Annotated in this window: 30 protein-coding genes and 1 pseudogene; all 31 read right to left on the reverse strand. The window is 60.5% G+C overall.

The window, feature by feature from the left end; translation table 11 throughout:
• Positions 1 to 9: 9 nt before the first annotated feature.
• The 31 genes and pseudogenes from rpmJ to rpoC all read right to left on the reverse strand — a co-directional run bounded on the left by rpmJ (position 10) and on the right by rpoC (position 23247).
• Complete coding sequence (rpmJ, locus tag FAZ97_RS13055) at positions 10 to 126, reverse strand: 50S ribosomal protein L36 (protein ID WP_027819338.1); 117 nt, start codon at positions 124 to 126, stop codon at positions 10 to 12.
• 21 nt (positions 127 to 147) lie between these two features.
• On the reverse strand, positions 148 to 366 hold the full coding sequence (gene infA / locus FAZ97_RS13060) for a translation initiation factor IF-1 (protein WP_004521905.1): 219 nt from the start codon (positions 364 to 366) through the stop codon (positions 148 to 150).
• An 8-nt stretch (positions 367 to 374) separates the two neighbouring features.
• The gene (gene secY, locus FAZ97_RS13065) at positions 375 to 1721 is read right to left on the reverse strand and encodes a preprotein translocase subunit SecY (protein ID WP_028206524.1); all 1347 of its coding nucleotides are present in this window, start codon (positions 1719 to 1721) and stop codon (positions 375 to 377) included.
• 59 nt (positions 1722 to 1780) lie between these two features.
• Positions 1781 to 2215: a 50S ribosomal protein L15 gene (gene rplO, locus FAZ97_RS13070; protein ID WP_028206523.1), complete on the reverse strand. Its 435-nt coding sequence runs from the start codon at positions 2213 to 2215 to the stop codon at positions 1781 to 1783.
• Between the two features lie 35 nt (positions 2216 to 2250).
• The gene (gene rpmD / locus FAZ97_RS13075; RefSeq protein WP_010106952.1) at positions 2251 to 2433 is read right to left on the reverse strand and encodes a 50S ribosomal protein L30; all 183 of its coding nucleotides are present in this window, start codon (positions 2431 to 2433) and stop codon (positions 2251 to 2253) included.
• A gap of 11 nt (positions 2434 to 2444) precedes the next feature.
• Positions 2445 to 2963, reverse strand: coding sequence for a 30S ribosomal protein S5 (gene rpsE, locus FAZ97_RS13080; protein WP_028206522.1), 519 nt, complete (start codon positions 2961 to 2963; stop codon positions 2445 to 2447).
• A 14-nt stretch (positions 2964 to 2977) separates the two neighbouring features.
• Entirely contained in the window at positions 2978 to 3343 is a 366-nt protein-coding gene (gene rplR, locus FAZ97_RS13085; RefSeq protein WP_027819343.1) for a 50S ribosomal protein L18, read from the reverse strand.
• Positions 3344 to 3355: 12 nt separating this feature from the next.
• Entirely contained in the window at positions 3356 to 3886 is a 531-nt protein-coding gene (gene rplF / locus FAZ97_RS13090) for a 50S ribosomal protein L6 (protein ID WP_158758790.1), read from the reverse strand.
• Between the two features lie 18 nt (positions 3887 to 3904).
• Positions 3905 to 4300, reverse strand: coding sequence for a 30S ribosomal protein S8 (rpsH, locus tag FAZ97_RS13095; protein ID WP_027819345.1), 396 nt, complete (start codon positions 4298 to 4300; stop codon positions 3905 to 3907).
• Positions 4301 to 4314: 14 nt separating this feature from the next.
• Positions 4315 to 4620, reverse strand: a complete 306-nt coding sequence (gene rpsN, locus FAZ97_RS13100; protein ID WP_027819346.1) for a 30S ribosomal protein S14 — start codon at positions 4618 to 4620, stop codon at positions 4315 to 4317.
• 7 nt (positions 4621 to 4627) lie between these two features.
• The gene (gene rplE / locus FAZ97_RS13105; protein ID WP_069268213.1) at positions 4628 to 5167 is read right to left on the reverse strand and encodes a 50S ribosomal protein L5; all 540 of its coding nucleotides are present in this window, start codon (positions 5165 to 5167) and stop codon (positions 4628 to 4630) included.
• A 16-nt stretch (positions 5168 to 5183) separates the two neighbouring features.
• Complete coding sequence (gene rplX / locus FAZ97_RS13110; protein ID WP_069268212.1) at positions 5184 to 5492, reverse strand: 50S ribosomal protein L24; 309 nt, start codon at positions 5490 to 5492, stop codon at positions 5184 to 5186.
• Positions 5493 to 5501: 9 nt separating this feature from the next.
• The gene (gene rplN / locus FAZ97_RS13115) at positions 5502 to 5870 is read right to left on the reverse strand and encodes a 50S ribosomal protein L14 (protein WP_028206517.1); all 369 of its coding nucleotides are present in this window, start codon (positions 5868 to 5870) and stop codon (positions 5502 to 5504) included.
• Between the two features lie 347 nt (positions 5871 to 6217).
• Positions 6218 to 6490, reverse strand: a complete 273-nt coding sequence (rpsQ, locus tag FAZ97_RS13120; protein ID WP_028206516.1) for a 30S ribosomal protein S17 — start codon at positions 6488 to 6490, stop codon at positions 6218 to 6220.
• Positions 6487 to 6681 (reverse strand): 50S ribosomal protein L29, encoded by a 195-nt coding sequence (rpmC, locus tag FAZ97_RS13125; protein WP_028206515.1) that lies wholly within the window; start codon positions 6679 to 6681, stop codon positions 6487 to 6489. Before rpmC ends, rpsQ begins: the two co-directional genes overlap by 4 nt.
• A 10-nt stretch (positions 6682 to 6691) precedes the next feature.
• A complete protein-coding gene (gene rplP / locus FAZ97_RS13130; RefSeq protein WP_027797288.1) occupies positions 6692 to 7108 on the reverse strand; it encodes a 50S ribosomal protein L16 in 417 nt (138 codons plus the stop codon).
• Between the two features lie 2 nt (positions 7109 to 7110).
• Positions 7111 to 7902: a 30S ribosomal protein S3 gene (gene rpsC, locus FAZ97_RS13135; RefSeq protein ID WP_027797287.1), complete on the reverse strand. Its 792-nt coding sequence runs from the start codon at positions 7900 to 7902 to the stop codon at positions 7111 to 7113.
• An 11-nt stretch (positions 7903 to 7913) separates the two neighbouring features.
• Positions 7914 to 8243 carry a 50S ribosomal protein L22 gene (gene rplV / locus FAZ97_RS13140; RefSeq protein WP_004199272.1) on the reverse strand — a complete coding sequence of 110 codons (330 nt, stop codon included), beginning with the start codon at positions 8241 to 8243 and terminating at the stop codon, positions 7914 to 7916.
• A 12-nt stretch (positions 8244 to 8255) separates the two neighbouring features.
• Positions 8256 to 8531, reverse strand: a complete 276-nt coding sequence (gene rpsS, locus FAZ97_RS13145; protein WP_027797286.1) for a 30S ribosomal protein S19 — start codon at positions 8529 to 8531, stop codon at positions 8256 to 8258.
• A 10-nt stretch (positions 8532 to 8541) separates the two neighbouring features.
• Positions 8542 to 9369 carry a 50S ribosomal protein L2 gene (rplB, locus tag FAZ97_RS13150; protein WP_158758791.1) on the reverse strand — a complete coding sequence of 276 codons (828 nt, stop codon included), beginning with the start codon at positions 9367 to 9369 and terminating at the stop codon, positions 8542 to 8544.
• A gap of 2 nt (positions 9370 to 9371) precedes the next feature.
• Positions 9372 to 9686: a 50S ribosomal protein L23 gene (gene rplW / locus FAZ97_RS13155; RefSeq protein ID WP_028206513.1), complete on the reverse strand. Its 315-nt coding sequence runs from the start codon at positions 9684 to 9686 to the stop codon at positions 9372 to 9374.
• Positions 9683 to 10303 (reverse strand): 50S ribosomal protein L4, encoded by a 621-nt coding sequence (gene rplD / locus FAZ97_RS13160; protein WP_028222627.1) that lies wholly within the window; start codon positions 10301 to 10303, stop codon positions 9683 to 9685. The genes rplW and rplD overlap by 4 nt, the downstream gene beginning before the upstream one ends.
• Complete coding sequence (gene rplC, locus FAZ97_RS13165; protein ID WP_052406167.1) at positions 10303 to 10962, reverse strand: 50S ribosomal protein L3; 660 nt, start codon at positions 10960 to 10962, stop codon at positions 10303 to 10305. Before rplC ends, rplD begins: the two co-directional genes overlap by 1 nt.
• Before the next feature lie 200 nt (positions 10963 to 11162).
• Positions 11163 to 11474 (reverse strand): 30S ribosomal protein S10, encoded by a 312-nt coding sequence (rpsJ, locus tag FAZ97_RS13170; RefSeq protein ID WP_017777154.1) that lies wholly within the window; start codon positions 11472 to 11474, stop codon positions 11163 to 11165.
• A 137-nt stretch (positions 11475 to 11611) separates the two neighbouring features.
• Positions 11612 to 12803: pseudogene (gene tuf / locus FAZ97_RS13175) on the reverse strand (elongation factor Tu).
• 84 nt (positions 12804 to 12887) lie between these two features.
• Positions 12888 to 14990 (reverse strand): elongation factor G, encoded by a 2103-nt coding sequence (gene fusA, locus FAZ97_RS13180; protein WP_158758792.1) that lies wholly within the window; start codon positions 14988 to 14990, stop codon positions 12888 to 12890.
• Between the two features lie 147 nt (positions 14991 to 15137).
• Positions 15138 to 15608: a 30S ribosomal protein S7 gene (gene rpsG, locus FAZ97_RS13185; protein WP_158758793.1), complete on the reverse strand. Its 471-nt coding sequence runs from the start codon at positions 15606 to 15608 to the stop codon at positions 15138 to 15140.
• A 188-nt stretch (positions 15609 to 15796) separates the two neighbouring features.
• Complete coding sequence (gene rpsL / locus FAZ97_RS13190) at positions 15797 to 16177, reverse strand: 30S ribosomal protein S12 (RefSeq protein ID WP_027797953.1); 381 nt, start codon at positions 16175 to 16177, stop codon at positions 15797 to 15799.
• A gap of 268 nt (positions 16178 to 16445) precedes the next feature.
• Entirely contained in the window at positions 16446 to 18293 is a 1848-nt protein-coding gene (gene recQ, locus FAZ97_RS13195) for a DNA helicase RecQ (protein ID WP_158758794.1), read from the reverse strand.
• A 140-nt stretch (positions 18294 to 18433) separates the two neighbouring features.
• Entirely contained in the window at positions 18434 to 18763 is a 330-nt protein-coding gene (locus FAZ97_RS13200; RefSeq protein ID WP_158758795.1) for a hypothetical protein, read from the reverse strand.
• Positions 18764 to 18996: 233 nt separating this feature from the next.
• The gene (gene rpoC / locus FAZ97_RS13205; protein ID WP_158758796.1) at positions 18997 to 23247 is read right to left on the reverse strand and encodes a DNA-directed RNA polymerase subunit beta'; all 4251 of its coding nucleotides are present in this window, start codon (positions 23245 to 23247) and stop codon (positions 18997 to 18999) included.
• Positions 23248 to 23261 lie beyond the last annotated feature (14 nt).

Raw genomic sequence — 23261 nt, forward strand, 5'->3', positions numbered from 1 at the left:
GCGCGCTAATCAGCCTTGGCGCTGCTTGTGGCGCGGGTCCGAGCTGCAGATCACGCGAACGACGCCGTTGCGCTTGATGATTTTGCAGTTGCGGCAAATGCGCTTTACCGATGCCATCACTTTCATGATATTACCCTTTTTCCTAAATCACTTCGCCCGGAACACGATCCGCGCACGCGACAGATCGTAAGGCGTCAACTCAACCGTCACCTTGTCGCCCGGGAGAATGCGGATGTAGTGCATCCGCATCTTTCCGGAAATATGTCCCAGAACGACATGGCCGTTTTCCAGCTTCACCCGGAAGGTTGCGTTGGGGAGGTTTTCGATCACCTCGCCTTGCATCTGGATTACATCGTCTTTGGCCATAGGTCCTTTTAACGCATCGGGACGCCGCCGCCCTTGAAGTTAGCCTTCTTGAGCAGCGATTCATATTGTTGCGACATCACGTACGACTGCACCTGCGCCATGAAGTCCATTGTGACGACGACAATGATCAGCAGCGACGTTCCACCAAAATAAAACGGCACATTCCAGCGCAGCACCAGAAACTCCGGCAGCAGGCAAACGAACACGATATAGATCGCACCGGCCAGCGTCAGACGCGTGAGGATGCGGTCGATATAGCGTGCCGTCTGATCGCCCGGGCGGATGCCAGGTACGAACGCGCCACTCTTTTTCAGGTTGTCGGCCGTTTCCCTGCTGTTGAACACCAGTGCGGTGTAGAAGAAGCAGAAGAAGACGATCGCCAACGCGTACAGCAACACGTACACGGGCTGGCCAGGCTTGAGGGCTTCGGCCACATTGTGCAGCGTGTCCGCAAACCAGCCGGTTCGCGACCCCGAACTGAACCAGTTCAGGATAGTTGCCGGGAACAGGATGATCGACGACGCGAAGATCGGCGGAATCACACCCGACATGTTCAACTTGAGCGGCAGGTGGGACGACTGCCCGCCGTAAATCTTGTTACCGACCTGACGCTTCGCATAGTTCACGAGGATCTTGCGCTGGCCGCGTTCGATGAACACCACCAGGTACGTCACGGCTGCGATCAGAACGACCACGATGATCGCCGAGATGATGCTCATCGAGCCGGTGCGAACCAGTTCGAAAAGCCCACCGAGCGCATTCGGGAAGCCTGCCGCGATCCCGCCGAAGATGATGATCGAGATACCGTTGCCAAGCCCGCGTTCCGTGATCTGCTCACCAAGCCACATCAGGAACATCGTGCCCGTTACGAGCGTCACGACCGTCGTCAAGCGGAACACCATGCCCGGATCGATCACGAGGCCGGGCTGATTTTCCAGCGCGACCGCGATGCCGAACGCCTGAAACGTCGCCAGCACCACCGTGAAGATCCGCGTGTACTGCGTGATCTTGCGTTGCCCAGCCTGCCCTTCTTTCTTCAGCGCTTCCAGCTGCGGCGAAACAATCGCCATCAGCTGCAGGATGATCGACGCCGAGATATACGGCATCACACCCAGCGCGAAGATCGTGAACCGCGACAGTGCGCCACCCGAAAACATGTTGAACATGCCAAGGATGCCGCCCGACTGGCTCTGAAAGAGCTTGGCCAGCTGGTCCGGATCGATACCCGGAACCGGAATATGCGCGCCGATACGATAAACGACCAACGCCAGCAGCAGAAACACTGCCCGCCGACGCAGGTCGCCGAACTTCGGAGCGCTGCGACCGGTTTTTGCGAGACTCGGGCTGTTAGCCAAGTAGCTTCTCCGATGCAGATGCTAGTGACGGCGGGCAAGCCCGCGCGCACCACTCACAATCACTCGGCAAAAGAACCGCCTGCTGCTTCAATCGCAGCACGCGCATTCTTCGTCGCACCCAGACCCTTAACGACGACCTTGCGCTTGATCTCGCCGGTAGCGATGATCTTCGCGCTGCGGGTCAGTTCGCCAACGAGGCCTGCCTGCTTGAGAGCCAACAGATCGATTTCGTCGACCGGCAGCTTCTCGATGTCGGCGAGGCGCACTTCACCGACGAATTCCTTCGTCAGCGAGGTGAAGCCGCGCTTCGGCAGACGACGTTGCAGCGGCATTTGACCGCCTTCGAAGCCAACCTTGTGAAAGCCGCCCGAACGCGATTTCTGACCCTTGTGACCACGGCCAGCGGTCTTGCCGAGGCCCGAGCCGATGCCGCGACCAACGCGACGCTTAGCGTGCTTCGCGCCTTCTGCCGGCTTCAGGTTATTCAATTCCATTTCAAACTCCTGGAGTCTTTTGGTCCGCGTGCGCGTTAACCGATGACCTTGACGAGGTACGAGACCTTGTTGATCATGCCGCGCACAGCCGGCGTGTCCTGCAGCTCGGAAACCGAGTTCAGGCGGCGCAGGCCGAGACCGCGCACGGTGGCACGGTGCGTTTCGCGGGTCCCAATCAGGCTCTTGACGAGCTGAACCTTGACAGTTTTTTCAGACATGGTGCCCACCCTTAGCCCAGAATGTCTTCGACGGACTTGCCGCGCTTCGCTGCGATGTCAGCCGGGGTCGACTGCTTGCGCAGACCGTCCAGCGTGGCACGAACGAGGTTGTACGGGTTCGTCGAACCGTGGCTCTTGGCCACGACGTTCTGCACGCCCATCACGTCGAACACTGCGCGCATCGGGCCGCCGGCGATCACGCCCGTACCTGCCTTCGCCGGAGCGAGGAGGACGACCGATGCGCCGTGCTTGCCGTGCACTTCGTGTTGCAGGGTGCCGTTCTTCAGGGGCACCTTGAACATGTTGCGGCGAGCTTGTTCCATCGCCTTCTGGACAGCAACGGGCACTTCCTTCGACTTGCCCTTGCCCATACCGACGCGGCCATCACCGTCGCCAACCACGGTCAGTGCGGCGAAGCCGAGAATACGGCCGCCCTTCACAACCTTGGTCACGCGATTGACCGAAATCATTTTTTCGCGAAGGCCGTCGTCGCGTTCGTCAGCCTGAACTTTCGCTTGCATCTTTGCCATGACGAATTCCTTCCTTAGAACTTGAGCCCGGCTTCGCGCGCAGCATCAGCCAGCGCCTTGACGCGGCCGTGATAGCGGAAACCCGAGCGGTCAAAGGCGACGGATTCGATGCCGGCGGCCTTAGCCTTTTCTGCAATACGCTTGCCGATCAGCGAGGCAGCGGCGACGTTGCCACCCTTGCCCGACTGGTCAGCCAGTTGCGCACGCACTTCAGCTTCAAGCGTCGACGCGCTGGCCAGCACCTTGGTGCCGCAGGGCGAGAACACTTGCGCATAGATGTGCGTGTTCGTGCGATGCACGGCCAGACGCGCGACCTGCAGCTCAGCGATCTTGAGACGCGTCTGACGAGCGCGGCGCAGGCGAGATTGAGTCTTATCCATGATTGCGCACCCTTACTTCTTCTTCGTTTCTTTGAGGATCACAACCTCGTCGGCATAACGCACACCCTTGCCCTTGTAGGGCTCAGGCGGGCGATAACCGCGCACTTCTGCAGCGGTTTGGCCGACTTTCTGCTTGTCGATCCCCTTGATCACGATTTCCGTTTGCGACGGGGTTTCAGCCTTGACGCCTTCCGGCATCTGGTGCACCACGGGGTGCGAGAAACCGAGCGACAGGTTCAGCTTGTCGCCTTGCGCTTGAGCACGGTAACCGACGCCAACCAGCGTCAGCTTGCGCTCGAAACCCTTCGTCACGCCTTGCACCATGTTCGCGACGATCGCGCGCATCGTGCCCGACATCGCATTGGCTTCGCGGCTTTCATCGGTCGGCTCGAACTTGAGCGTACCGTTGTCGTTCACCACCTTCACGAGGCGGTTAGAAGCTTGCGAAATCGTACCCAGCGGGCCCTTGACGGTAATCTTCTCGTCGCTGAGCGTCGCTTCTGCGCCTTGCAGCGCGATCGGGCTCTTACCTACTCGAGACATGTTTCTTCTCCTTAGGCCTTAAGCGACGTAGCAGATAACTTCGCCGCCGACGCCAGTAGCGCGCGCCTTGCGGTCCGTCATCACACCCTTCGGCGTCGACACGATCGCAACGCCCAGGCCATTCATGACCTGCGGGATGTCGTTGCGGCCGCGGTACACGCGCAGACCCGGCTTCGAGACGCGTTCGATGCGCTCGATAACGGGACGGCCAGCGTAGTACTTCAACGCGATGTTCAATTCCGACTTCGCACCTTCGGTTTTCACCGCGAAGTCGTCGATATAACCTTCGTCCTTCAGAACCTGCGCAATCGCAATCTTCACTTTCGACGAGGGCATAGCAACCGAAACCTTCTCGACCATCTGCGCATTGCGGATGCGAGTCAGCATATCGGCGATAGGATCACTCATGCTCATTTATGTTTCTCCTATTACCAGCTCGCCTTGGTGATGCCAGGGATCTCACCACGGAACGCGATTTCACGAATCTTGTTACGTGCGAGACCGAATTTGCGGAACGTGCCACGCGGACGGCCCGTGATCGCGCAGCGGTTACGCTTGCGGGTCGGGTTCGAGTTGCGGGGCAGTTGTTGCAGTTCGAGGCGAGCTGCGTAGCGCTCTTCTTCCGACTTGCTTTGGTCGTCGATGATCGCCTTCAGCTCTGCGCGCTTCGGCGCAAATTTCGCTGCCAGACGAGCGCGCTTCTTTTCACGTTCGATCAGTGCCAGTTTAGCCACGGTAACCTCAGTTTCTGAACGGGAACTTGAAGCCGGCGAGCAGTGCCTTTGCTTCTTCGTCGGTCTTCGCGGTCGTCGTGATGCTGATGTTCAGCCCACGCAGCGCGTCGATCTTGTCGTAGTCGATTTCGGGGAAAATGATCTGCTCTTTCACACCGATGTTGTAGTTACCACGGCCATCGAACGCCTTGCCCGACACACCACGGAAGTCGCGCACGCGGGGCAGCGCAACCGTGACGAAACGGTCCAGGAATTCGTACATCGCGTTGCCGCGCAGCGTGACCATCGTGCCGATCGGGTAGCCTTCGCGGATCTTGAAACCAGCGATTGCCTTACGCGACTTGGTGATGACGGGCTTCTGGCCGGCGATCTTCGTGAGGTCGCCAACGGCGTGCTCGAGGACCTTCTTGTCAGCGACGGCTTCACCGACACCCATGTTCAGGGTGATCTTGGTGAGGCGCGGCACTTCCATGACCGACTTGTAACCGAACTTCTCGATCAGGCCAGGAACGACCTTCTCTTTATAAAATTCTTGCAAACGTGCCATTTTTTACTCCGCAGCGTCAGGCGCTCAGAACAGCACCGGTCGTCTTCAGGAAACGAACCTTCTTGTCCCCTTCGACCTTGATGCCCACGCGCGACGGCTTACCGTTCGCGTCGACCAGTGCGACGTTCGAGATAGCCAGCGGCATTGCCTTGGCTTCCACGCCACCCGTCGTACCCTTCATGGGGTTCGGCTTCACATGCTTTTTCGCGATGTTGATGCCTTCGACAGTGACGCGCTCTTCGCCGATGGCCAGCACGACGCCGCGCTTGCCCTTGTCTTTGCCAGTGACGACGATGACTTCGTCACCCTTGCGAATCTTGTTCATCGCGACTCCTTACAGCACTTCCGGCGCCAGCGAAACGATCTTCATGAATCGTTCGCTACGCAGCTCACGCGTAACCGGCCCGAAAATACGGGTGCCGATCGGCTCAAGCTTGGTATTCAAAAGCACGGCGGCGTTGCCATCGAACTTGATCAGCGAGCCGTCTTGACGGCGCACGCCCTTCGCAGTGCGAACCACAACAGCGTTGTAGATTTCGCCCTTTTTCACGCGCCCGCGCGGCGTTGCTTCCTTGACGCTCACCTTGATGATGTCGCCAATGCTGGCATAACGACGCTTCGAGCCGCCGAGCACCTTGATGCACAGGACTTCACGTGCACCCGTGTTGTCGGCTACTTCAAGCCGAGTTTCGGTCTGGATCATGGTTTATCTTTCCCAACTTAATCCGGTCGCGCCACCATGGCACATCCGGTCAGTCTTGGTCCCGTCAGCCGCGCCGCCACTAGAACGACCGCTCAGCTGCTTGGGTAAGAACAGCAGCGACGGCAAACGAAACCGGCCATCGCATTCCGGTGAATCTTGCTAACCCGGACTGGCGTCCAGATTTGCTCCCCCACCCACATTCGCCCGCTGCTTTGCCAACAGCAAGCCCAAAAGGAGGGAAGACCAAGATTATAACCAGACAATCTTGGCCTCGCAAGCGAAATCTTTAGCGATTTCAACTACTTCTACACCCCGGGAAATGGCTCCCCGGGGTGTTACGTCACGTTTTAGATGACGCGTGCTGCTTCGATCAGCTTCGACACGGTCCAGGCCTTCGTCTTCGAGAGAGGACGGGTTTCCTGGATTTCAACGAGGTCACCCTCGTTGTACGTGTTCGCTTCGTCGTGAGCGTGGTACTTCTTCGACTGCACGACGTACTTGCCGTAGATCGGGTGCTTGACGCGGCGCTCGACCAGGACGGTGACCGTCTTGTCCATCTTGTTGCTGACGACTTTGCCGACCAGCGTCCGCTTAAGCGAGGTTTTCACGCTTTCGTTCATTTCTGGTTCGCCTTCTGAGTCAGGACGGTCCGCACACGTGCGATGTCGCGACGAACCTTCTTCAGCTGGCTCGTGTTCGTGAGCTGCTGGGTCGCGAGTTGCATGCGCAGGCCGAATTGCGCCTTCAAGAGGTCCGACAGCTCTTTGTCGAGCGCGGCCTTGTCTTTCTGAAGAAGTTCAGATGCCTTCATCAATCACTCCTTAGGCGCCGAGCTGGCGAACCATGAAGACCGTCTTCAGCGGCAGCTTGGCTGCAGCCAGACGGAAGGCTTCACGGGCCAGTTCTTCGGACACACCATCCATTTCGTACAGCATCTTGCCCGGCTGAATCTCGGCGACGTAGTACTCAGGGTTACCCTTACCGTTACCCATACGCACTTCCGCCGGCTTTTGCGAGATCGGCTTGTCCGGGAAGATACGGATCCAGATGCGGCCGCCACGCTTGATGTGACGCGTCATTGCACGACGCGCTGCTTCAATCTGACGCGCGGTCAGGCGACCACGACCGATAGCCTTCAGACCGTATTCACCGAACGAAACTGCGTTGCCGCGCGTTGCGACGCCGGTGTTACGACCCTTCTGCTCTTTGCGATACTTCCTGCGTTTCGGTTGCAGCATCGTTATTCTCCACTCTTGCCGTCACCGCCGGCGCCACGGCGCGGGGCGCCACGACGGGCACCCGGTGCACCTTCGCCATCACGGCGCGGACGACGATCGCCCGGACGCGCGTTGCGGCGCGGACGCTTTTCTTCGGCGACTTCTTCCACCACCGGTGCGTCGTTGCGGCCGAGCGTGTCGCCCTTGTAGACCCAAACCTTCACGCCGATGATGCCGTACGTCGTCTTCGCTTCCGAGGTTGCGTAGTCGATGTCAGCACGCAGCGTGTGAAGCGGCACTCGACCTTCGCGATACCACTCGGTACGTGCGATTTCGATACCGTTCAGACGGCCGGCGCTCATGATCTTGATGCCCTGGGCACCCAGACGCATTGCGTTCTGCATCGCGCGCTTCATTGCGCGACGGAACATGATGCGGCGCTCGAGCTGCTGCGTGATCGAATCGGCGATCAGTTGAGCATCGGTTTCCGGCTTGCGGATTTCTTCGATGTTCACGTGAACCGGAACGCCCATGCGCTTCTGGAGTTCGGCCTTGAGGAGTTCGATGTCCTCGCCCTTCTTGCCGATCACCACACCCGGGCGCGAGCTGTAAATCGTGATGCGAGCGTTCTTTGCCGGACGCTCGATCACAACACGGCCCACCGAAGCGTTCTTCAGCTTCTTCTTCAGGTATTCACGAACACCGATGTCTTCCTTCAACATCGCCGCGAAATTGTTGTTGTTCGCGTACCAACGCGAAGCCCAATTGCGGCTGACGGCCAAACGGAAGCCAGTCGGATGAATTTTCTGTCCCATCGTATGGCTCCTTAATTCCCGACCGTCACAGTGATGTGACAGGATTGCTTCTCGATGCGGTTGCCGCGGCCCTTGGCGCGCGCGGTGAAACGCTTCAGCGAAGCTGCCTTGTCGACGTAGATGCTCTTGATCTTGAGCTCGTCGATGTCAGCACCTTCGTTGTGTTCCGCGTTTGCGATCGCCGAGAGCACAACCTTTTTCACGATGCCAGCCGCTTTCTTCGGCGAGAACGTCAGAACGTTCAGCGCCTTGTCGACCGGCAGACCGCGGATCTGGTCAGCCACAAGGCGCGTCTTCTGCGCCGAGATGCGGGCACCGCGATGAATTGCCTTCACTTCCATCTTGATTGCCCCTTATTTCTTGGCCTTCTTGTCGGCTGCGTGACCCTTGAACGTACGGGTCAATGCGAACTCGCCAAGCTTGTGGCCGACCATGTTTTCCGTGACATACACCGGAACGTGTTGACGGCCGTTATGAACGGCGATCGTCAGGCCGATGAAGTCCGGCAGGATCGTCGAACGACGCGACCAGGTCTTGATCGGTTTCTTGTCGCGCGTAGCTGCAGCCGCCTCAACCTTCTTCAGCAAATGGGCGTCGCAGAACGGACCTTTCTTAATAGAACGTGCCATTGCCTACTCCTTAACGCTTGTGACGGCGCTGGACGATCATGCTCGTCGTGCGCTTGTTGCTGCGGGTGCGATAGCCCTTCGTCGGCGTGCCCCACGGGCTCACCGGGTCGCGACCAGCCGCAGTCTTGCCTTCGCCACCACCGTGCGGGTGGTCGACCGGGTTCATTGCAACGCCACGGACCGTCGGGCGGATACCGCGCCAGCGGTTCGCGCCAGCCTTACCGATTTGACGGAGGCTGTGCTCTTCGTTGCCGACTTCACCGATCGTTGCGCGGCATTCAACGTGCACGCGGCGAATTTCACCCGAACGCAGACGAACCTGCGCGTAGATGCCTTCGCGTGCCAGCAGCATTGCCGACGTACCAGCCGAACGCGCGATCTGCGCGCCCTTGCCCGGCAGCATTTCGATGCAGTGGATCGTCGTACCGACCGGAATGTTGCGGATCGGCAGCGTGTTGCCTGCCTTGATCGGCGCTTCCGAACCCGACATCAGCTGCGTGCCAACCGTCACGCCCTTCGGCGCGATGATGTAGCGGCGCTCGCCGTCTGCGTACAGAACCAGTGCGATGTTCGCGCTACGGTTCGGGTCGTACTCGAGACGCTCGACCTTCGCTGCGATACCGTCCTTGTTGCGACGGAAATCGATCATGCGGTAGTGTTGCTTGTGACCACCACCCTGGTGACGCGTCGTGATACGACCGTTGTTGTTACGACCGGCCTTCGAGGACTTCTTTTCGAGCAGCGCTGCGAACGGCGCACCCTTATGGAGGTCCTTGTTGACGATCTTGACCATCGCGCGGCGACCCGGCGAGGTCGGCTTAACTTTCACGATTGCCATGATTACTTGGCCTCCGCTTCAAAGTTGATTTCCTGGCCGGGCTTCAGGCAGACATACGCCTTCTTCACGTCCTTGCGCTTGCCGTTGAAGCGGCCAAAGCGCTTGGCTTTACCCTTCTGGACCAGCACGTTGACGGACTCGACTTCCACCTTGAACAGCAGCTCGACAGCAGCCTTGACTTCCTGCTTGTTCGCGTCCGGCGCGACTTCGAAGACGACTTGCTCGTTCTTCTCCGCAACCAGCGTCGCCTTTTCGGAGATCACCGGTGCGAGCAGGACCTGCATCAAACGATGATCGTTCTTGCGAATCTCGCTCATGACAGCAACTCCTCGATCTGGGCGACCGCTGCCTTCGTGATCAGGATCTTCTTGAAGTAGATCAGCGAGAGCGGGTCGGCAAAGCGCGGCTCAACGACTGCCACGTGGGGCAGGTTGCGCGACGCCAGGAACAGGTTCTCGTCGACCGTGTCGGTGATGACCAGCACGGATTCGAGACCCATGGCCTTGAATTTTTCGGCCAGCAGCTTCGTCTTCGGCGCTTCGAGCGAGAGCTCTTCAACGACCGAGATGCGGCCTTCGCGGGCCAGCTGCGAGAAGATCGAGCAGAGACCTGCGCGATGCATCTTCTTGTTGACCTTGTGCGAGAAGTTTTCTTCCGGCGAATTCGGGAAGATGCGACCACCGCCACGCCACAGCGGGCTCGACGACATACCGGCACGAGCGCGGCCCGTACCCTTCTGACGCCACGGCTTCTTGGTGGTGTGCTTGACTTGTTCGCGGTCCTTCTGCGCGCGGTTACCGCTGCGCGCGTTCGCCTGGTAGGCAACCACGATCTGGTGGATCAGCGCTTCGTTGTAGTCACGACCGAACACGACGTCCGATGCGTTGACTGCTGCGCCTTCCTGACCATTAGCGTTCAGGAGCTTGAGTTCCATTATTGCGCTCCTTTCTTGGCGCGGGCCTTGACAGCCGGCGTCACGAAAACCTTGCCGCCCTTTGCACCCGGGACAGCACCCTTCACGAGCAGCAGCTTGCGCTCTGCGTCGATACGGGCGATTTCGAGGTTCTGCACCGTCACGGTTTCGTCACCCATGTGACCGGTCATGCGCTTACCCGGGAAAACACGACCCGGATCCTGCGCCATACCGATCGAGCCCGGCACATTGTGCGAGCGCGAGTTACCGTGCGAAGCACGACCCGAAGCGAAGTTGTAACGCTTGATGGTACCGGCGTAGCCCTTACCGATCGAGGTGCCTTGCACGTCGATCTTCTGGCCTTCTTCGAAGAGTTCCACACCGATCACAGCGCCAGCGGACAGTTCGGCGGCCTTAGCGGCGTCGATCTGGAATTCCTTGAGGATTTCACCGGCTTGAACGCCAGCTTTGGCGAGATGACCTGCGAGCGGCTTCGTCACGCGCGATGCGCGGCGAGTGCCGAAAGCAACCTGCACGGCCGTGTAGCCGTCGGTTTCAACAGTCTTGATCTGCGTCACGCGGTTGTCGGACACGTCCAGCACGGTCACGGGAATCGAATCCCCTTCGGCCGTGAAGATACGGGTCATGCCAACCTTGCGACCTACGAGTCCAAGGCTCATCGTTTTCTCCATTCCCGACTGCGATTGGTCGGGGCTAATTTACAAAGTACCGGCATGTTTTCGAGGTAAAGGCTCGAAAGGGACACACCGATTTTTTGCGCAAACGCGCGAAAAGACGTCAAGTATAACGTCCTTTCTCGTTTTCCGCAAGCAATCAAAGACTTAGCGCCACCGGAAGATTCTGGCAGCGCTAGAGGCTCTTACTGCAGCTTGATTTCGACGTCCACGCCAGCCGGGAGGTCCAGCTTCATCAGTGCGTCAACGGTCTTGTCCGTCGGGTCGACGATGTCCATCAGGCGCAGGTGGGTGCGGATTTCGAGCTGGTCGCGCGACGTCTTGTTGACGTGCGGCGAACGCAGGATGTCGAAACGCTGGATACGCGTCGGCAGCGGCACCGGACCGCGGACGATTGCACCCGTGCGCTTCGCCGTATCGACGATTTCAGCAGCCGACTGGTCGATCAGACGGTAGTCGAAAGCCTTCAGGCGGATACGGATTTTTTGGTTCTGCATGATGATTCCTTGAAAAGAGCGAGGCGGACTTGCGCCGCCAGACGATATAAAGAGCGCAGGACCACCCCGCGGCAAGGCGCCGCAAGGTGGTCCCAGGGTACATCAACTTCTACAGCGAGCCGAGTATTCTACTCGATTTACTCGATGATCTTTGCAACCACGCCGGCGCCGACGGTACGGCCACCTTCGCGGATTGCGAAGCGCAGACCTTCTTCCATCGCGATCGGAGCGATCAGCTTCACCGTGATCGACACGTTGTCGCCCGGCATGACCATTTCCTTGTCCTTCGGCAGCTCGATCGAACCCGTCACGTCCGTCGTACGGAAGTAGAACTGCGGACGGTAGTTGTTGAAGAACGGCGTGTGACGGCCGCCTTCGTCCTTGCTCAGCACGTACACTTCAGCCGTGAAGTGCGTGTGCGGCGTGATCGAACCCGGCTTCGCCAGAACCTGGCCACGCTCCACGTCTTCACGCTTCGTGCCGCGCAGCAGGATACCGACGTTGTCGCCTGCCTGACCCTGGTCGAGCAGCTTGCGGAACATTTCCACGCCCGTGCAGGTCGTCTTCACCGTCGGCTTGATACCGACGATTTCGATTTCCTCGCCGACCTTGACGATGCCGCGCTCAACGCGACCCGTCACCACCGTGCCGCGACCCGAGATCGAGAACACGTCTTCCACCGGCATCAGGAACGCGCCGTCAACCGCGCGCTCCGGCGTCGGGATGTACGTGTCCAGTGCGTCGGCCAGGTTCATGATCGCCACTTCACCCAGTTCGCCCTTGTCGCCTTCCAGCGCCAGCTTGGCCGAACCCTTGATGATCGGCGTGTCGTCGCCCGGGAAGTCGTACTTCGACAGGAGTTCGCGCACTTCCATTTCGACCAGGCTCGAGCAGCTCGGCGTCGTCGACCATGTCGCACTTGTTCAGGAACACGATGATGTAAGGCACGCCAACCTGACGGGCGAGCAGGATGTGCTCACGCGTTTGCGGCATCGGACCGTCAGCGGCCGAGCACACCAGGATTGCGCCGTCCATCTGTGCCGCGCCCGTGATCATGTTCTTCACGTAGTCAGCGTGGCCCGGGCAGTCGACGTGTGCGTAGTGGCGGTTAGCCGTTTCGTACTCGACGTGCGCGGTGTTGATGGTAATACCACGTGCCTTTTCTTCCGGCGCGGCGTCGATCTGGTCGTACGCCTTCGCTTCGCCGCCGAACTTCGCGGTCAGAACCGTCGTGATCGCTGCCGTCAGCGTGGTCTTGCCGTGGTCAACGTGACCGATCGTGCCCACGTTCACGTGCGGCTTGGTCCGTTCGAATTTACCTTTTGCCATGTTTCTCTTCTTTCAAAAAAGTGGTGAATCGGTGACTGAGCGATGCGGACCGGGCTCACGCCCGATCCGCTTATGCGCCGATGCTTACTTCGCCTTCGCGCTGATGATCGCGTCGGCCACGTTACGCGGTGCTTCTGCGTAGTGCTTGAATTCCATCGTGTACGTTGCACGACCTTGCGTCAGCGAGCGCAGCGACGTCGAATAGCCGAACATTTCCGACAGCGGCACTTCGGCGCGAACGATCTTGCCGCCGCCAACCATGTCTTCCATGCCCTGGACGATACCGCGACGGCCCGACAGGTCGCCCATCACGTTGCCCATGTAGTCTTCCGGCGTTTCGACTTCAACAGCCATCATCGGTTCGAGGATGACCGGCTGCGCCTTGCGCATTGCTTCCTTGAACGCCATCGAACCGGCCATGCGGAACGCATTTTCGTTCGAGTCAACGTCGTGGTACGAACCGAACGTCAGGTGAACCTTGACGTCGACGACCGGGAAGCCCGCCAGCACGCCTGCCTTCAGCGTGTCCTGGATACCCTTGTCGACCGCGGGGATGTATTCGCGCGGAATCACACCGCCCTTGATCTCGTCGAGGAACTCGTAGCCCTTGCCCTGCTCGTTCGGCTCGAGCGTGATGACCGCGTGACCGTACTGGCCGCGACCACCCGACTGCTTGACGAACTTGCCGTCCACGTCCTTCGCCGTTGCGCGGATCGTTTCACGGTAGGCAACCTGCGGCTTGCCGACGGTCGCTTCCACGCCGAATTCGCGCTTCATACGGTCGACCAGAATTTCGAGGTGGAGCTCGCCCATACCCGAAATGATGGTCTGGCCCGATTCTTCGTCCGTCTGGACGCGGAACGACGGGTCTTCCTGCGCCAGGCGGTTCAGGGCGATACCCATCTTTTCCTGGTCAGGCTTCGTCTTCGGCTCGACGGCCTGCGAAATCACCGGCTCCGGGAACACCATGCGTTCCAGGATGATCGGGTTCGCCGGGTCGCACAGCGTGTCACCCGTGGTCGCTTCCTTCAGGCCCACTGCTGCAGCGATGTCACCTGCACGAACTTCCTTGATTTCTTCGCGGTTGTTCGCGTGCATCTGCAGAATACGGCCGAGGCGTTCCTTCTTGCCCTTGGTCGAGTTCAGCACGGTGTCGCCCGAGTTGACGATGCCCGAGTATGCGCGGAAGAAGATCAGCTGACCGACGAACGGGTCGGTCATGATCTTGAACGCGAGTGCTGCGAACTTCTCGTCGTCGGCTGCGCGGCGCTCTGCCACTTCGCCGTTTTCGAGTTCGCCCTTGACCGGGGGAATATCCACCGGCGACGGCAGGAAGTCGATCACGGCGTCGAGCATACGCTGGACGCCCTTGTTCTTGAACGCGGTGCCGCACAGCATCGGCTGGATTTCGCACGCGATCGTACGGTCGCGCAGTGCCTTGACGACTTCCGCTTCCGAGAGCTCTTCGCCGCCGAGGTACTTTTCCATCAGCTCTTCGCTGGCTTCAGCCGCCGACTCGATCATCTTTTCGCGCCACTCGTTGCACGTGTCAACGAGTTCAGCCGGGATGTCGACGTAGTCGAACTTCGTACCTTGCGAGGCTTCGTCCCAAATGATCGCCTTCATCTTGATCAGGTCGACCACGCCAGTGAACGTGTCTTCCGCGCCGATCGGCACCACGACCGGAACCGGATTAGCCTTCAGACGCGTTTTCAGCTGGTCGTAGACCTTGAAGAAGTTCGCGCCGGTACGGTCCATCTTGTTGACGAACGCGAGACGGGGAACCTTGTACTTGTTCGCCTGACGCCACACCGTTTCCGACTGCGGCTGCACGCCGCCCACTGCGCAGTACACCATGCACGCGCCGTCGAGCACGCGCATCGAGCGCTCAACTTCAATCGTGAAGTCGACGTGGCCCGGGGTGTCGATGATGTTGATGCGGTGCTCGGGGTAGTTGCCGCCCATGCCCTTCCAGAACGCGGTCGTAGCAGCGGACGTGATCGTGATACCACGCTCCTGTTCCTGCTCCATCCAGTCCATGGTCGCGGCGCCGTCGTGAACTTCACCAATCTTGTGGTTCACGCCGGTGTAAAACAGAATGCGCTCGGTCGTCGTCGTCTTGCCGGCGTCGATGTGAGCGCTAATACCGATGTTACGGTAGCGCTCGATAGGAGTCTTGCGAGCCACTTTGATCCTCTATCGTGAGGTGCACGCCGGGTCATCCCGACCGGGTTGATCCCAACGCGCCTGAACACAAACGGGCGAGGCGCTTGATAAGCGCACCCGCCCGGAATTTTTTCCGTTTTTTGAGCAAACCCCGGTAGGGGTCTTCTCTTAGAAGCGGAAGTGCGAGAACGCCTTGTTCGCTTCTGCCATCCGGTGAACTTCGTCGCGCTTCTTCATCGCGCCGCCTCGGCCTTCGGCCGCTTCGGTGAGTTCACCTGCCAGACGCAGGGCCATCGACTTCTCGCTGCGCTTCTTCGCGGCTTCACGCAGCCAACGCATCGCCAATGCCATACGACGCGAGGGGCGCACTTCGACCGGAACCTGATAGTTCGCACCACCAACGCGGCGGCTCTTCACTTCCACCACCGGCTTCACGTTGTTGAGTGCGACAGTGAACACTTCCAGCGGGTCCTTGCCACCCTTGGTCTGGATCTGTTCGAAAGCGCCGTACACGATACGCTCGGCAACCGACTTCTTGCCGGAGAGCATCAGCACGTTCATGAACTTGGCTACATCAACGTTGCCGAACTTCGGATCCGGCAATATTTCCCGCTTGGGGACTTCGCGACGACGCGGCATGTTTCTTCCTTTAACTTTTCAGTTGAAGCGCGGGTGAATCCCTTGCGCTCCGCGGCCACCAACTAACCCGATTCATCCATTACGACTTACCAGCCTGGTCGGGTGACCACTTACTCGACAGCACCGGCCAATCCGGCACCTGTCGCTTTTATCGCCTGCTCTCGAAAAAGCGGGACGACGCTTGACTCTTACTTCGCAGCCTTGGCGCGCTTTGCACCGTACTTCGAACGAGCCTGCTTACGATCCTTGACGCCCTGGGTATCCAGCGAGCCACGAACCATGTGGTAACGCACACCCGGCAAGTCCTTCACACGGCCGCCGCGGATCAGCACGACCGAGTGTTCCTGCAGGTTGTGGCCTTCACCACCGATGTACGAAATGACTTCGAAGCCGTTCGTCAGGCGCACCTTGGCGACCTTACGGAGTGCCGAGTTCGGCTTCTTCGGCGTCGTCGTGTACACGCGAGTGCACACGCCGCGACGCTGCGGGCAGTCCTGCAGGGCCGGCGACTTGCTCTTCGTAGCTTCCGAAGCGCGGCCTTTGCGAACCAGTTGATTGATGGTTGGCATTGTTTATTCCTGAAATTGAACAAAATCGACGCATTTATTTCCGGGCAAAGCGGAAATGCATGCGTATCGAACTCCGGAATTCGCTATTCGACGTTAGTTTTCGTCAAATCAATCGACGAGCACAAACATCCCAAAGACCGGAACCCAGCATGATATTCCGAAAATACCAAGCGAGTCAATGGCTTGCGACATTTCGGACGACGGAGGAAGTGACAGCAACATGACAATCGGGCGGCGCCCGGAATGCCCGGAGGCAACGCCCCCGGCCTTATTCGTCGCCGACGACCTCGACGAGCTCCTCGCCGAAGCGCTCGAGCTTGCGCGCGCCGATGCCCGGAATATCGCGAAGCTCGTCCACCGACTCCGGGCCGTTGCGTGCGATTTCCGCCAGCGTGGCGTCGTGGAAGATGACGTAGGCCGGCACGCCCTCGCTCTTGGCGGTTTCGGTGCGCCACAGTCGCAGGCGCTCCCAGCGCGAGCGCTGACGCGGGCTCATACCGAGGGTTGGATCGGCGCGCTCGCTCGTGCGGCTCGACGACGTGCGCGTACGCGTGGGCTTCACGTAGCGGCGCATCGTGACGTTCTGCTCGCCCTTGAGCACCGGCTTGCTCGCCTCGGTGAGCACGAGCGAACCGTAGCCGTCGTGGTCGACGGTGAGATAACCGAACGCCACCAGCTGCCGGAAAACCGCGCGCCATTCCGGTTCCGAAAGCGCCGAGCCGATGCCGAAGGTCGAGATTTTCTCGTGACCGCGCTGCAGGATCTTCTCGGTGCTGTTGCCGCGCAGGATGTCGATCAGGTGGCCGGCGCCGAAATTGAAGCCGCTCGCGCGCTGCGCTCGGAACACGCACGAGAGCGCCATTTGCGCCTCACGCGTCGCATCCCACGTGGCGGGCGGCTCGAGGCACGTGTCGCAGTTGCCGCACGGCTTGCTCTCTTCGCCGAAGTAAGCGAGCAGCCGCACGCGCCGGCACGTGGCCGCTTCGCACAGGCCGAGCAGCGCGTCGAGCTTGCCCGTCTGTACACGCTTGTGCTGCTCGTCGGCTTCGGACTCGTCGATCATCTTGCGCTGCTGCACCACGTCGCCGAGACCGTAGGCCATCCACGCATTGGCCGCCAGCCCGTCGCGCCCCGCGCGGCCGGTTTCCTGGTAGTAGCCTTCCACGCTCTTGGGCAAATCCAGATGCGCGACGAACCGCACGTCCGGCTTGTCGATGCCCATGCCGAACGCGATGGTGGCGCACATCACCACGCCCTCCTCGCGCTGGAACAGCTCCTGGTGCTTCTGGCGCACCTCGAATTCCATGCCGGCGTGATATGGCAGCGCACGCAAACCTTGCCCTTTCAGCCACTCCGCCGTTTCCTCGACCTTGCGGCGTGAGAGGCAGTACACGACGCCCGCATCGGTCGTGCCGTCGGCGCGCGTGTGCTCCGCGCGGATGAAGTCGAGCAGCTGCGAGCGCGCGTTGTCCTTCTCGACGATGCGGTAGCGGATATTCGGGCGGTCGAAGCTCGAAACGAACACGCGTGCGTCGTCGAGCGCGAGCCGATGCGCGATTTCGTCGCGCGTGATGTCGTCGGCGGTTGCAGTGAGCGCGATGCGCGGCACGTCCGGAAAGCGTTCGTGCAGCACCGAGAGCTGGATGTATTCGGGGCGGAAATCGTGCCCCCATTGCGAGACGCAATGCGCTTCGTCGATCGCAAAGAGCCCGATGCGCGTGCGCTCGAGCAGGTCGAGGAAGCGCGGCGTCATGAGGCGCTCGGGCGCGACATAGAGCAGATCGAGATCGCCCTCGCGCAGCGCTCGTTCGGTCGCCGCCGCTTCGGCGCCGCTCAACGTCGAATTGAGATAAGCGGCGCGCACGCCCACTTCTGTGAGCGCGGCCACCTGGTCCTGCATGAGCGCGATGAGCGGCGACACGACGATGCCGGCGCCTAGCCCGGCTTCGTGCCGCACTAGCGCTGGAATCTGATAGCAAAGGGATTTGCCGCCGCCGGTGGGCATGAGCACCAGCGAATCGCCGCCCCCGGCAACGTGCTCGACGATTTCGGCTTGCTGCCCTCTGAACGCGGGATAGCCGAAGACTTCGTTGAGGATTTCGAGGGAGCGGGACATGAAGGGCACAGGGTTCTGAAGCGGTCGGCGCATTTTACCAACCGCGACGCTCCTCAAACCGCACTTCAAGCAACGTTGGCCAAAAGGTCGAGGCACCGCACCGGCTTCAGAAGCGCACAACCCGCGTGCAACGAAGTTCGTCAGGCGGTTTGACGCCCGCGCGCGATGCGCACTGCACCGAAGATCGTTACAGCGGCGACGATCGCGGCGACGATCGCGAAGACGCTGGCCCCAAAGAGCACGGCGTTGGCGCCGACGAACATCAGCGAGCCGACCGTCAGCAGCGCGGCGCCGCCCTTGACCCGGCCCGCCAGCAGCATGATGAAACCGATGATCAGGAACGCCCACATCACGAGGAAGGTCGCGAAGAAGTTCGCCGCAGATTGATTGCTGACGTGATGCAGTAGCTGCGAAAAGCTGGCGACACACGCCACCAGATTCAGGATGAGACCGACCCCGACCACCCACATGATTACCGCCTCCAGATTCAGAAAAATGCCGCCGGTGCCGTACGAAAAGGCCCACACGGGCGGACTTGGCGCGCTACGTTAGCACGCCTGACCGATGCGCGCAGCGAGCGGGCCGGCACTGCGGCACGAGGCCGCAGGCGCGAGCAAGAAGCGCCAGCGCCAATAAAAAAAGCCGCCCGGTGAACACCAGGCGGCTTTTGCGAGGACGCAAGGCGGCTTGCGCCGCCCCACGCTTACTCGTCCGTCGTATGCGGCTGTTGCGGTTGCTCGGCAGCCGGGGTTTCCGGCGTACCGAACTCGAACGCTTCTTCCGCTGCGATCTGGTCGAAACGCTCGCGATCCGACGATTCCTTCGCACGGCGCGCCTTGTGGAAGGCGAGACCCGTACCAGCCGGAATCAGACGGCCGACGATGACGTTTTCCTTCAGGCCACGCAGATCGTCGCGCTTGCCCATGATCGCCGCTTCGGTCAGCACGCGCGTCGTTTCCTGGAACGATGCCGCCGAGATGAACGAATCGGTCGAGAGCGATGCCTTCGTGATACCGAGCAGCACGTTCTCGTACGTTGCCGGGCGCTTGTCCTCGGCGTTCATCTTGTCGTTTTCGTCCAGCATGTCCGAACGCTCGACCTGCTCGCCCGGAATGAAGCGCGTATCACCGTTATCGGTGATCTGCACACGACGCAGCATCTGACGCACGATCACTTCGATGTGCTTGTCGTTGATCTTCACGCCCTGCAGACGGTACACGTCCTGCACTTCGTCCACGATGTAACGCGACAGCGCTTCGATACCCTGCAGACGCAGGATGTCGTGCGGATCGGCCGGGCCGTCCACGATCATTTCGCCCTTGTTGACGACCTGACCGTCGTGGACCAGCACCTGCTTTTCCTTCGCGATCAGGAACTCGTGCTGATTGCCTTCGAGGTCCGTGATAACGAGACGCTGCTTGCCCTTCGTGTCCTTACCGAACGACGTCGTACCCGTGACTTCCGCCAGGATACCTGCGTCCTTCGGCGAACGTGCTTCGAACAGTTCCGCCACACGCGGCAGACCACCGGTAATGTCACGCGTCTTCTGCGCTTCGGTCGGGATACGTGCGAGCACTTCACCGACCTGCACTTGCTGACCGTCCTTCACGGTGATCAGTGCGCCGACCTGGAAGCCGATCTGCACCGAGTGCTCCGTGCCCGGGATCTTCACTTCGTCGCCGTTCGCGTCGAGCAGCTTGACCTGCGGACGCACGCTCTTCGCAGCCTGCGAACCGCGGCGCTTCACGTCGATCACGACGAGGGTCGACAGACCCGTGACGTCGTCGATCTGCTTGGCCACGGTCACGCCTTCCTCGACGTTCTCGAACTTCACCGTACCGCCGTACTCGGTGATGATCGGGCGCGTGAGCGGATCCCACGTTGCGAGCTGCGTGCCTGCCTTGATCGCGGCGCCATCGAGCTGCAGCAGCGTCGCGCCGTACGGCACCTTGTGACGCTCGCGCTCGCGGCCGTGATCGTCGGCGATGATGGCTTCGCCCGAACGCGAGATGACGACTTGCTCGCCCTTCGCATTCGTGACGTAACGCATCGTGGCCGTGAAGCGCACGGTACCGTTCGACTTGGCTTCCACCGACGAGGCCACTGCCGCACGCGACGCAGCACCACCGATGTGGAACGTACGCATCGTGAGCTGCGTGCCCGGTTCGCCGATCGACTGCGCTGCGATCACGCCGACAGCTTCGCCGACGTTCACGCGCGAGCCACGACCCAGGTCGCGGCCGTAGCACGAGGCGCACAGGCCGTAACGCGTTTCGCAGGTGAGCGGCGTGCGCACGCGCACTTCGTCGATGCCGAGGCTTTCGATCGTTTCGACCGCGTCTTCGTCGAGCAGGTCGCCCGAAGCGTAGATCGTTTCCTGCGTTTCCGGATTGACGACGTCCGCCACCGCGACACGACCGAGAATACGGTCGCGCAGCGCTTCGACGACTTCACCGCCTTCCACGAGTGCCTTCATCGCCACGCCGTTCGACGTGCCGCAATCGTCCTCGACGACCACGAGATCCTGCGTGACGTCGACGAGACGACGCGTCAGGTAACCCGAGTTCGCGGTCTTCAGTGCCGTATCAGCCAGACCCTTACGTGCACCGTGGGTCGAGATGAAGTACTGCAACACGTTCAGACCTTCGCGGAAGTTCGCGGTAATCGGCGTTTCGATAATCGAGCCGTCCGGCTTCGCCATCAGGCCGCGCATACCCGCCAGCTGACGGATCTGGACCGCGGAACCCCGCGCGCCCGAGTCGGCCATCATGTAGATCGAGTTGAACGATTCCTGACGCGTTTCCTTGCCGTCGCGGTCGATGACCGGTTCCGTCGCGAGCTGCTCCATCATCGCCTTGCCGACCGCTTCCGACGTTGCAGACCAGATGTCGACCACGTTGTTGTAGCGTTCTTGCGCGGTGACGAGACCCGACATGTACTGACGGTCGTACTCCTTCACCTTCTTCGCGGCGTCGCCGACGATGGTTTCCTTCTGCGGCGGCACGAGCATGTCGTCCACGCAGATCGAAATACCGGCGCGCGTTGCAAGGCGGAAGCCCGACTGCATCAGCTGGTCGGCAAAGATCACCGTTTCACGCAGACCGCACTTGCGGAACGCGGTGTTGATCAGACGCGAGATTTCCTTCTTCTTCAGCGGCTTGTTCAGCACCGTGAACGGCAGGCCCGGCGGCAGGATTTCCGAGAGGATCGAACGGCCGACCGTGGTCGCGTACAGCGTGATCTTCGGCACGAATGCCGGTGCGCCTTCCGACTTGTCCTCGTTGTGGACCATTTCGGTAATACGCACGTTCACACGCGAGGCCAGCTCGACTTCCTTGTTCTCGTAGGCGCGCAGCACTTCCGACACGCCCGTGAACGTCATGCCTTCGCCCTTGCCGTTGATCGCTTCACGCGTGGCGTAGTACAGGCCCAGCACGATATCCTGCGACGGCACGATCGACGGATCGCCGTTGGCCGGAAACAGGACGTTGTTCGAGGCGAGCATGAGCGTACGCGCTTCCATCTGCGCTTCGAGCGACAGCGGAACGTGAACAGCCATCTGGTCACCGTCGAAGTCGGCGTTGAACGCCGCGCAAACGAGCGGGTGCAACTGGATTGCCTTACCTTCGATCAGCACCGGCTCGAAAGCCTGAATGCCAAGACGGTGCAGCGTAGGCGCACGGTTCAGCATGACCGGATGCTCGCGGATCACCTCTTCGAGGATGTCCCACACCACCGGCGTCTGGTTCTCGACTTCCTTCTTCGCAGCCTTGATGGTCGTGGCAACGCCCATCGTTTCCAGCTTGTTGAAGATGAACGGCTTGAACAGTTCGAGCGCCATCAGCTTCGGCAGACCGCACTGGTGCAGCTTGAGCGTCGGACCCACCACGATGACCGAACGGCCCGAGTAGTCCACGCGCTTGCCCAGCAGGTTCTGACGGAAGCGGCCGCCCTTACCCTTGATCATGTCGGCGAGCGACTTCAGCGGACGCTTGTTCGCGCCCGTCATCGCCTTGCCGCGACGGCCGTTGTCGAGCAGCGAGTCAACCGCTTCCTGGAGCATCCGCTTTTCGTTGCGGACGATGATCTCCGGCGCCTTCAGCTCGAGCAGACGCTTCAGACGGTTGTTACGGTTGATGACGCGGCGATACAGGTCGTTCAGGTCCGAGGTCGCGAAGCGGCCACCGTCCAGCGGCACGAGCGGACGCAGTTCCGGCGGCAGCACCGGCAGCACTTCGAGCACCATCCATTCGGGCTTGATGCCCGAACGCTGGAAGGCCTCGAGCACCTTCAGGCGCTTCGCGTACTTCTTGATCTTCGCTTCCGAGCCGGTGTTCTTCAGCTCGGTGCGCAGCGTCTCGACCTGTTCGTCGATGTTGATCGCACGCAGCAGCTCGCGCACGCCTTCCGCGCCCATCTCGGCGCGGAATTCGTCACCGTACTCCTCGACCTTGTTGTAGTAATCCTCTTCGGTCATGATCTGCCGCGCTTTCAGCGGCGTCATGCCCGGTTCGATCACCACGTAGGCTTCGAAGTACAGCACGCGCTCGATGTCGCGCAGCGTCATGTCGAGCACCATGCCCAGACGCGACGGCAGCGACTTCAGGAACCAGATGTGAGCGACCGGCGAGGCCAGCTCGATGTGGCCCATGCGTTCGCGACGCACCTTGGCGAGCGTGACTTCCACGCCGCACTTCTCGCAGATCACGCCACGATGCTTCAGGCGCTTGTACTTGCCGCAAAGGCATTCGTAGTCCTTGATCGGACCAAAAATCTTCGCGCAGAACAGACCATCCCGCTCCGGCTTGAACGTGCGGTAGTTGATGGTCTCCGGCTTCTTCACTTCGCCGAACGACCACGAACGGATCTTGTCCGGCGATGCCAGACCGATCTTGATCGCGTCGAAAACTTCTTCTTGTTGGACTTGCTTGAATAGATCGAGCAGAGCTTTCATTGCCTTCTCTCCGT

It is taken from the genome of Paraburkholderia acidiphila (genome assembly GCF_009789655.1).
Lineage (GTDB): Bacteria > Pseudomonadota > Gammaproteobacteria > Burkholderiales > Burkholderiaceae > Paraburkholderia > Paraburkholderia acidiphila.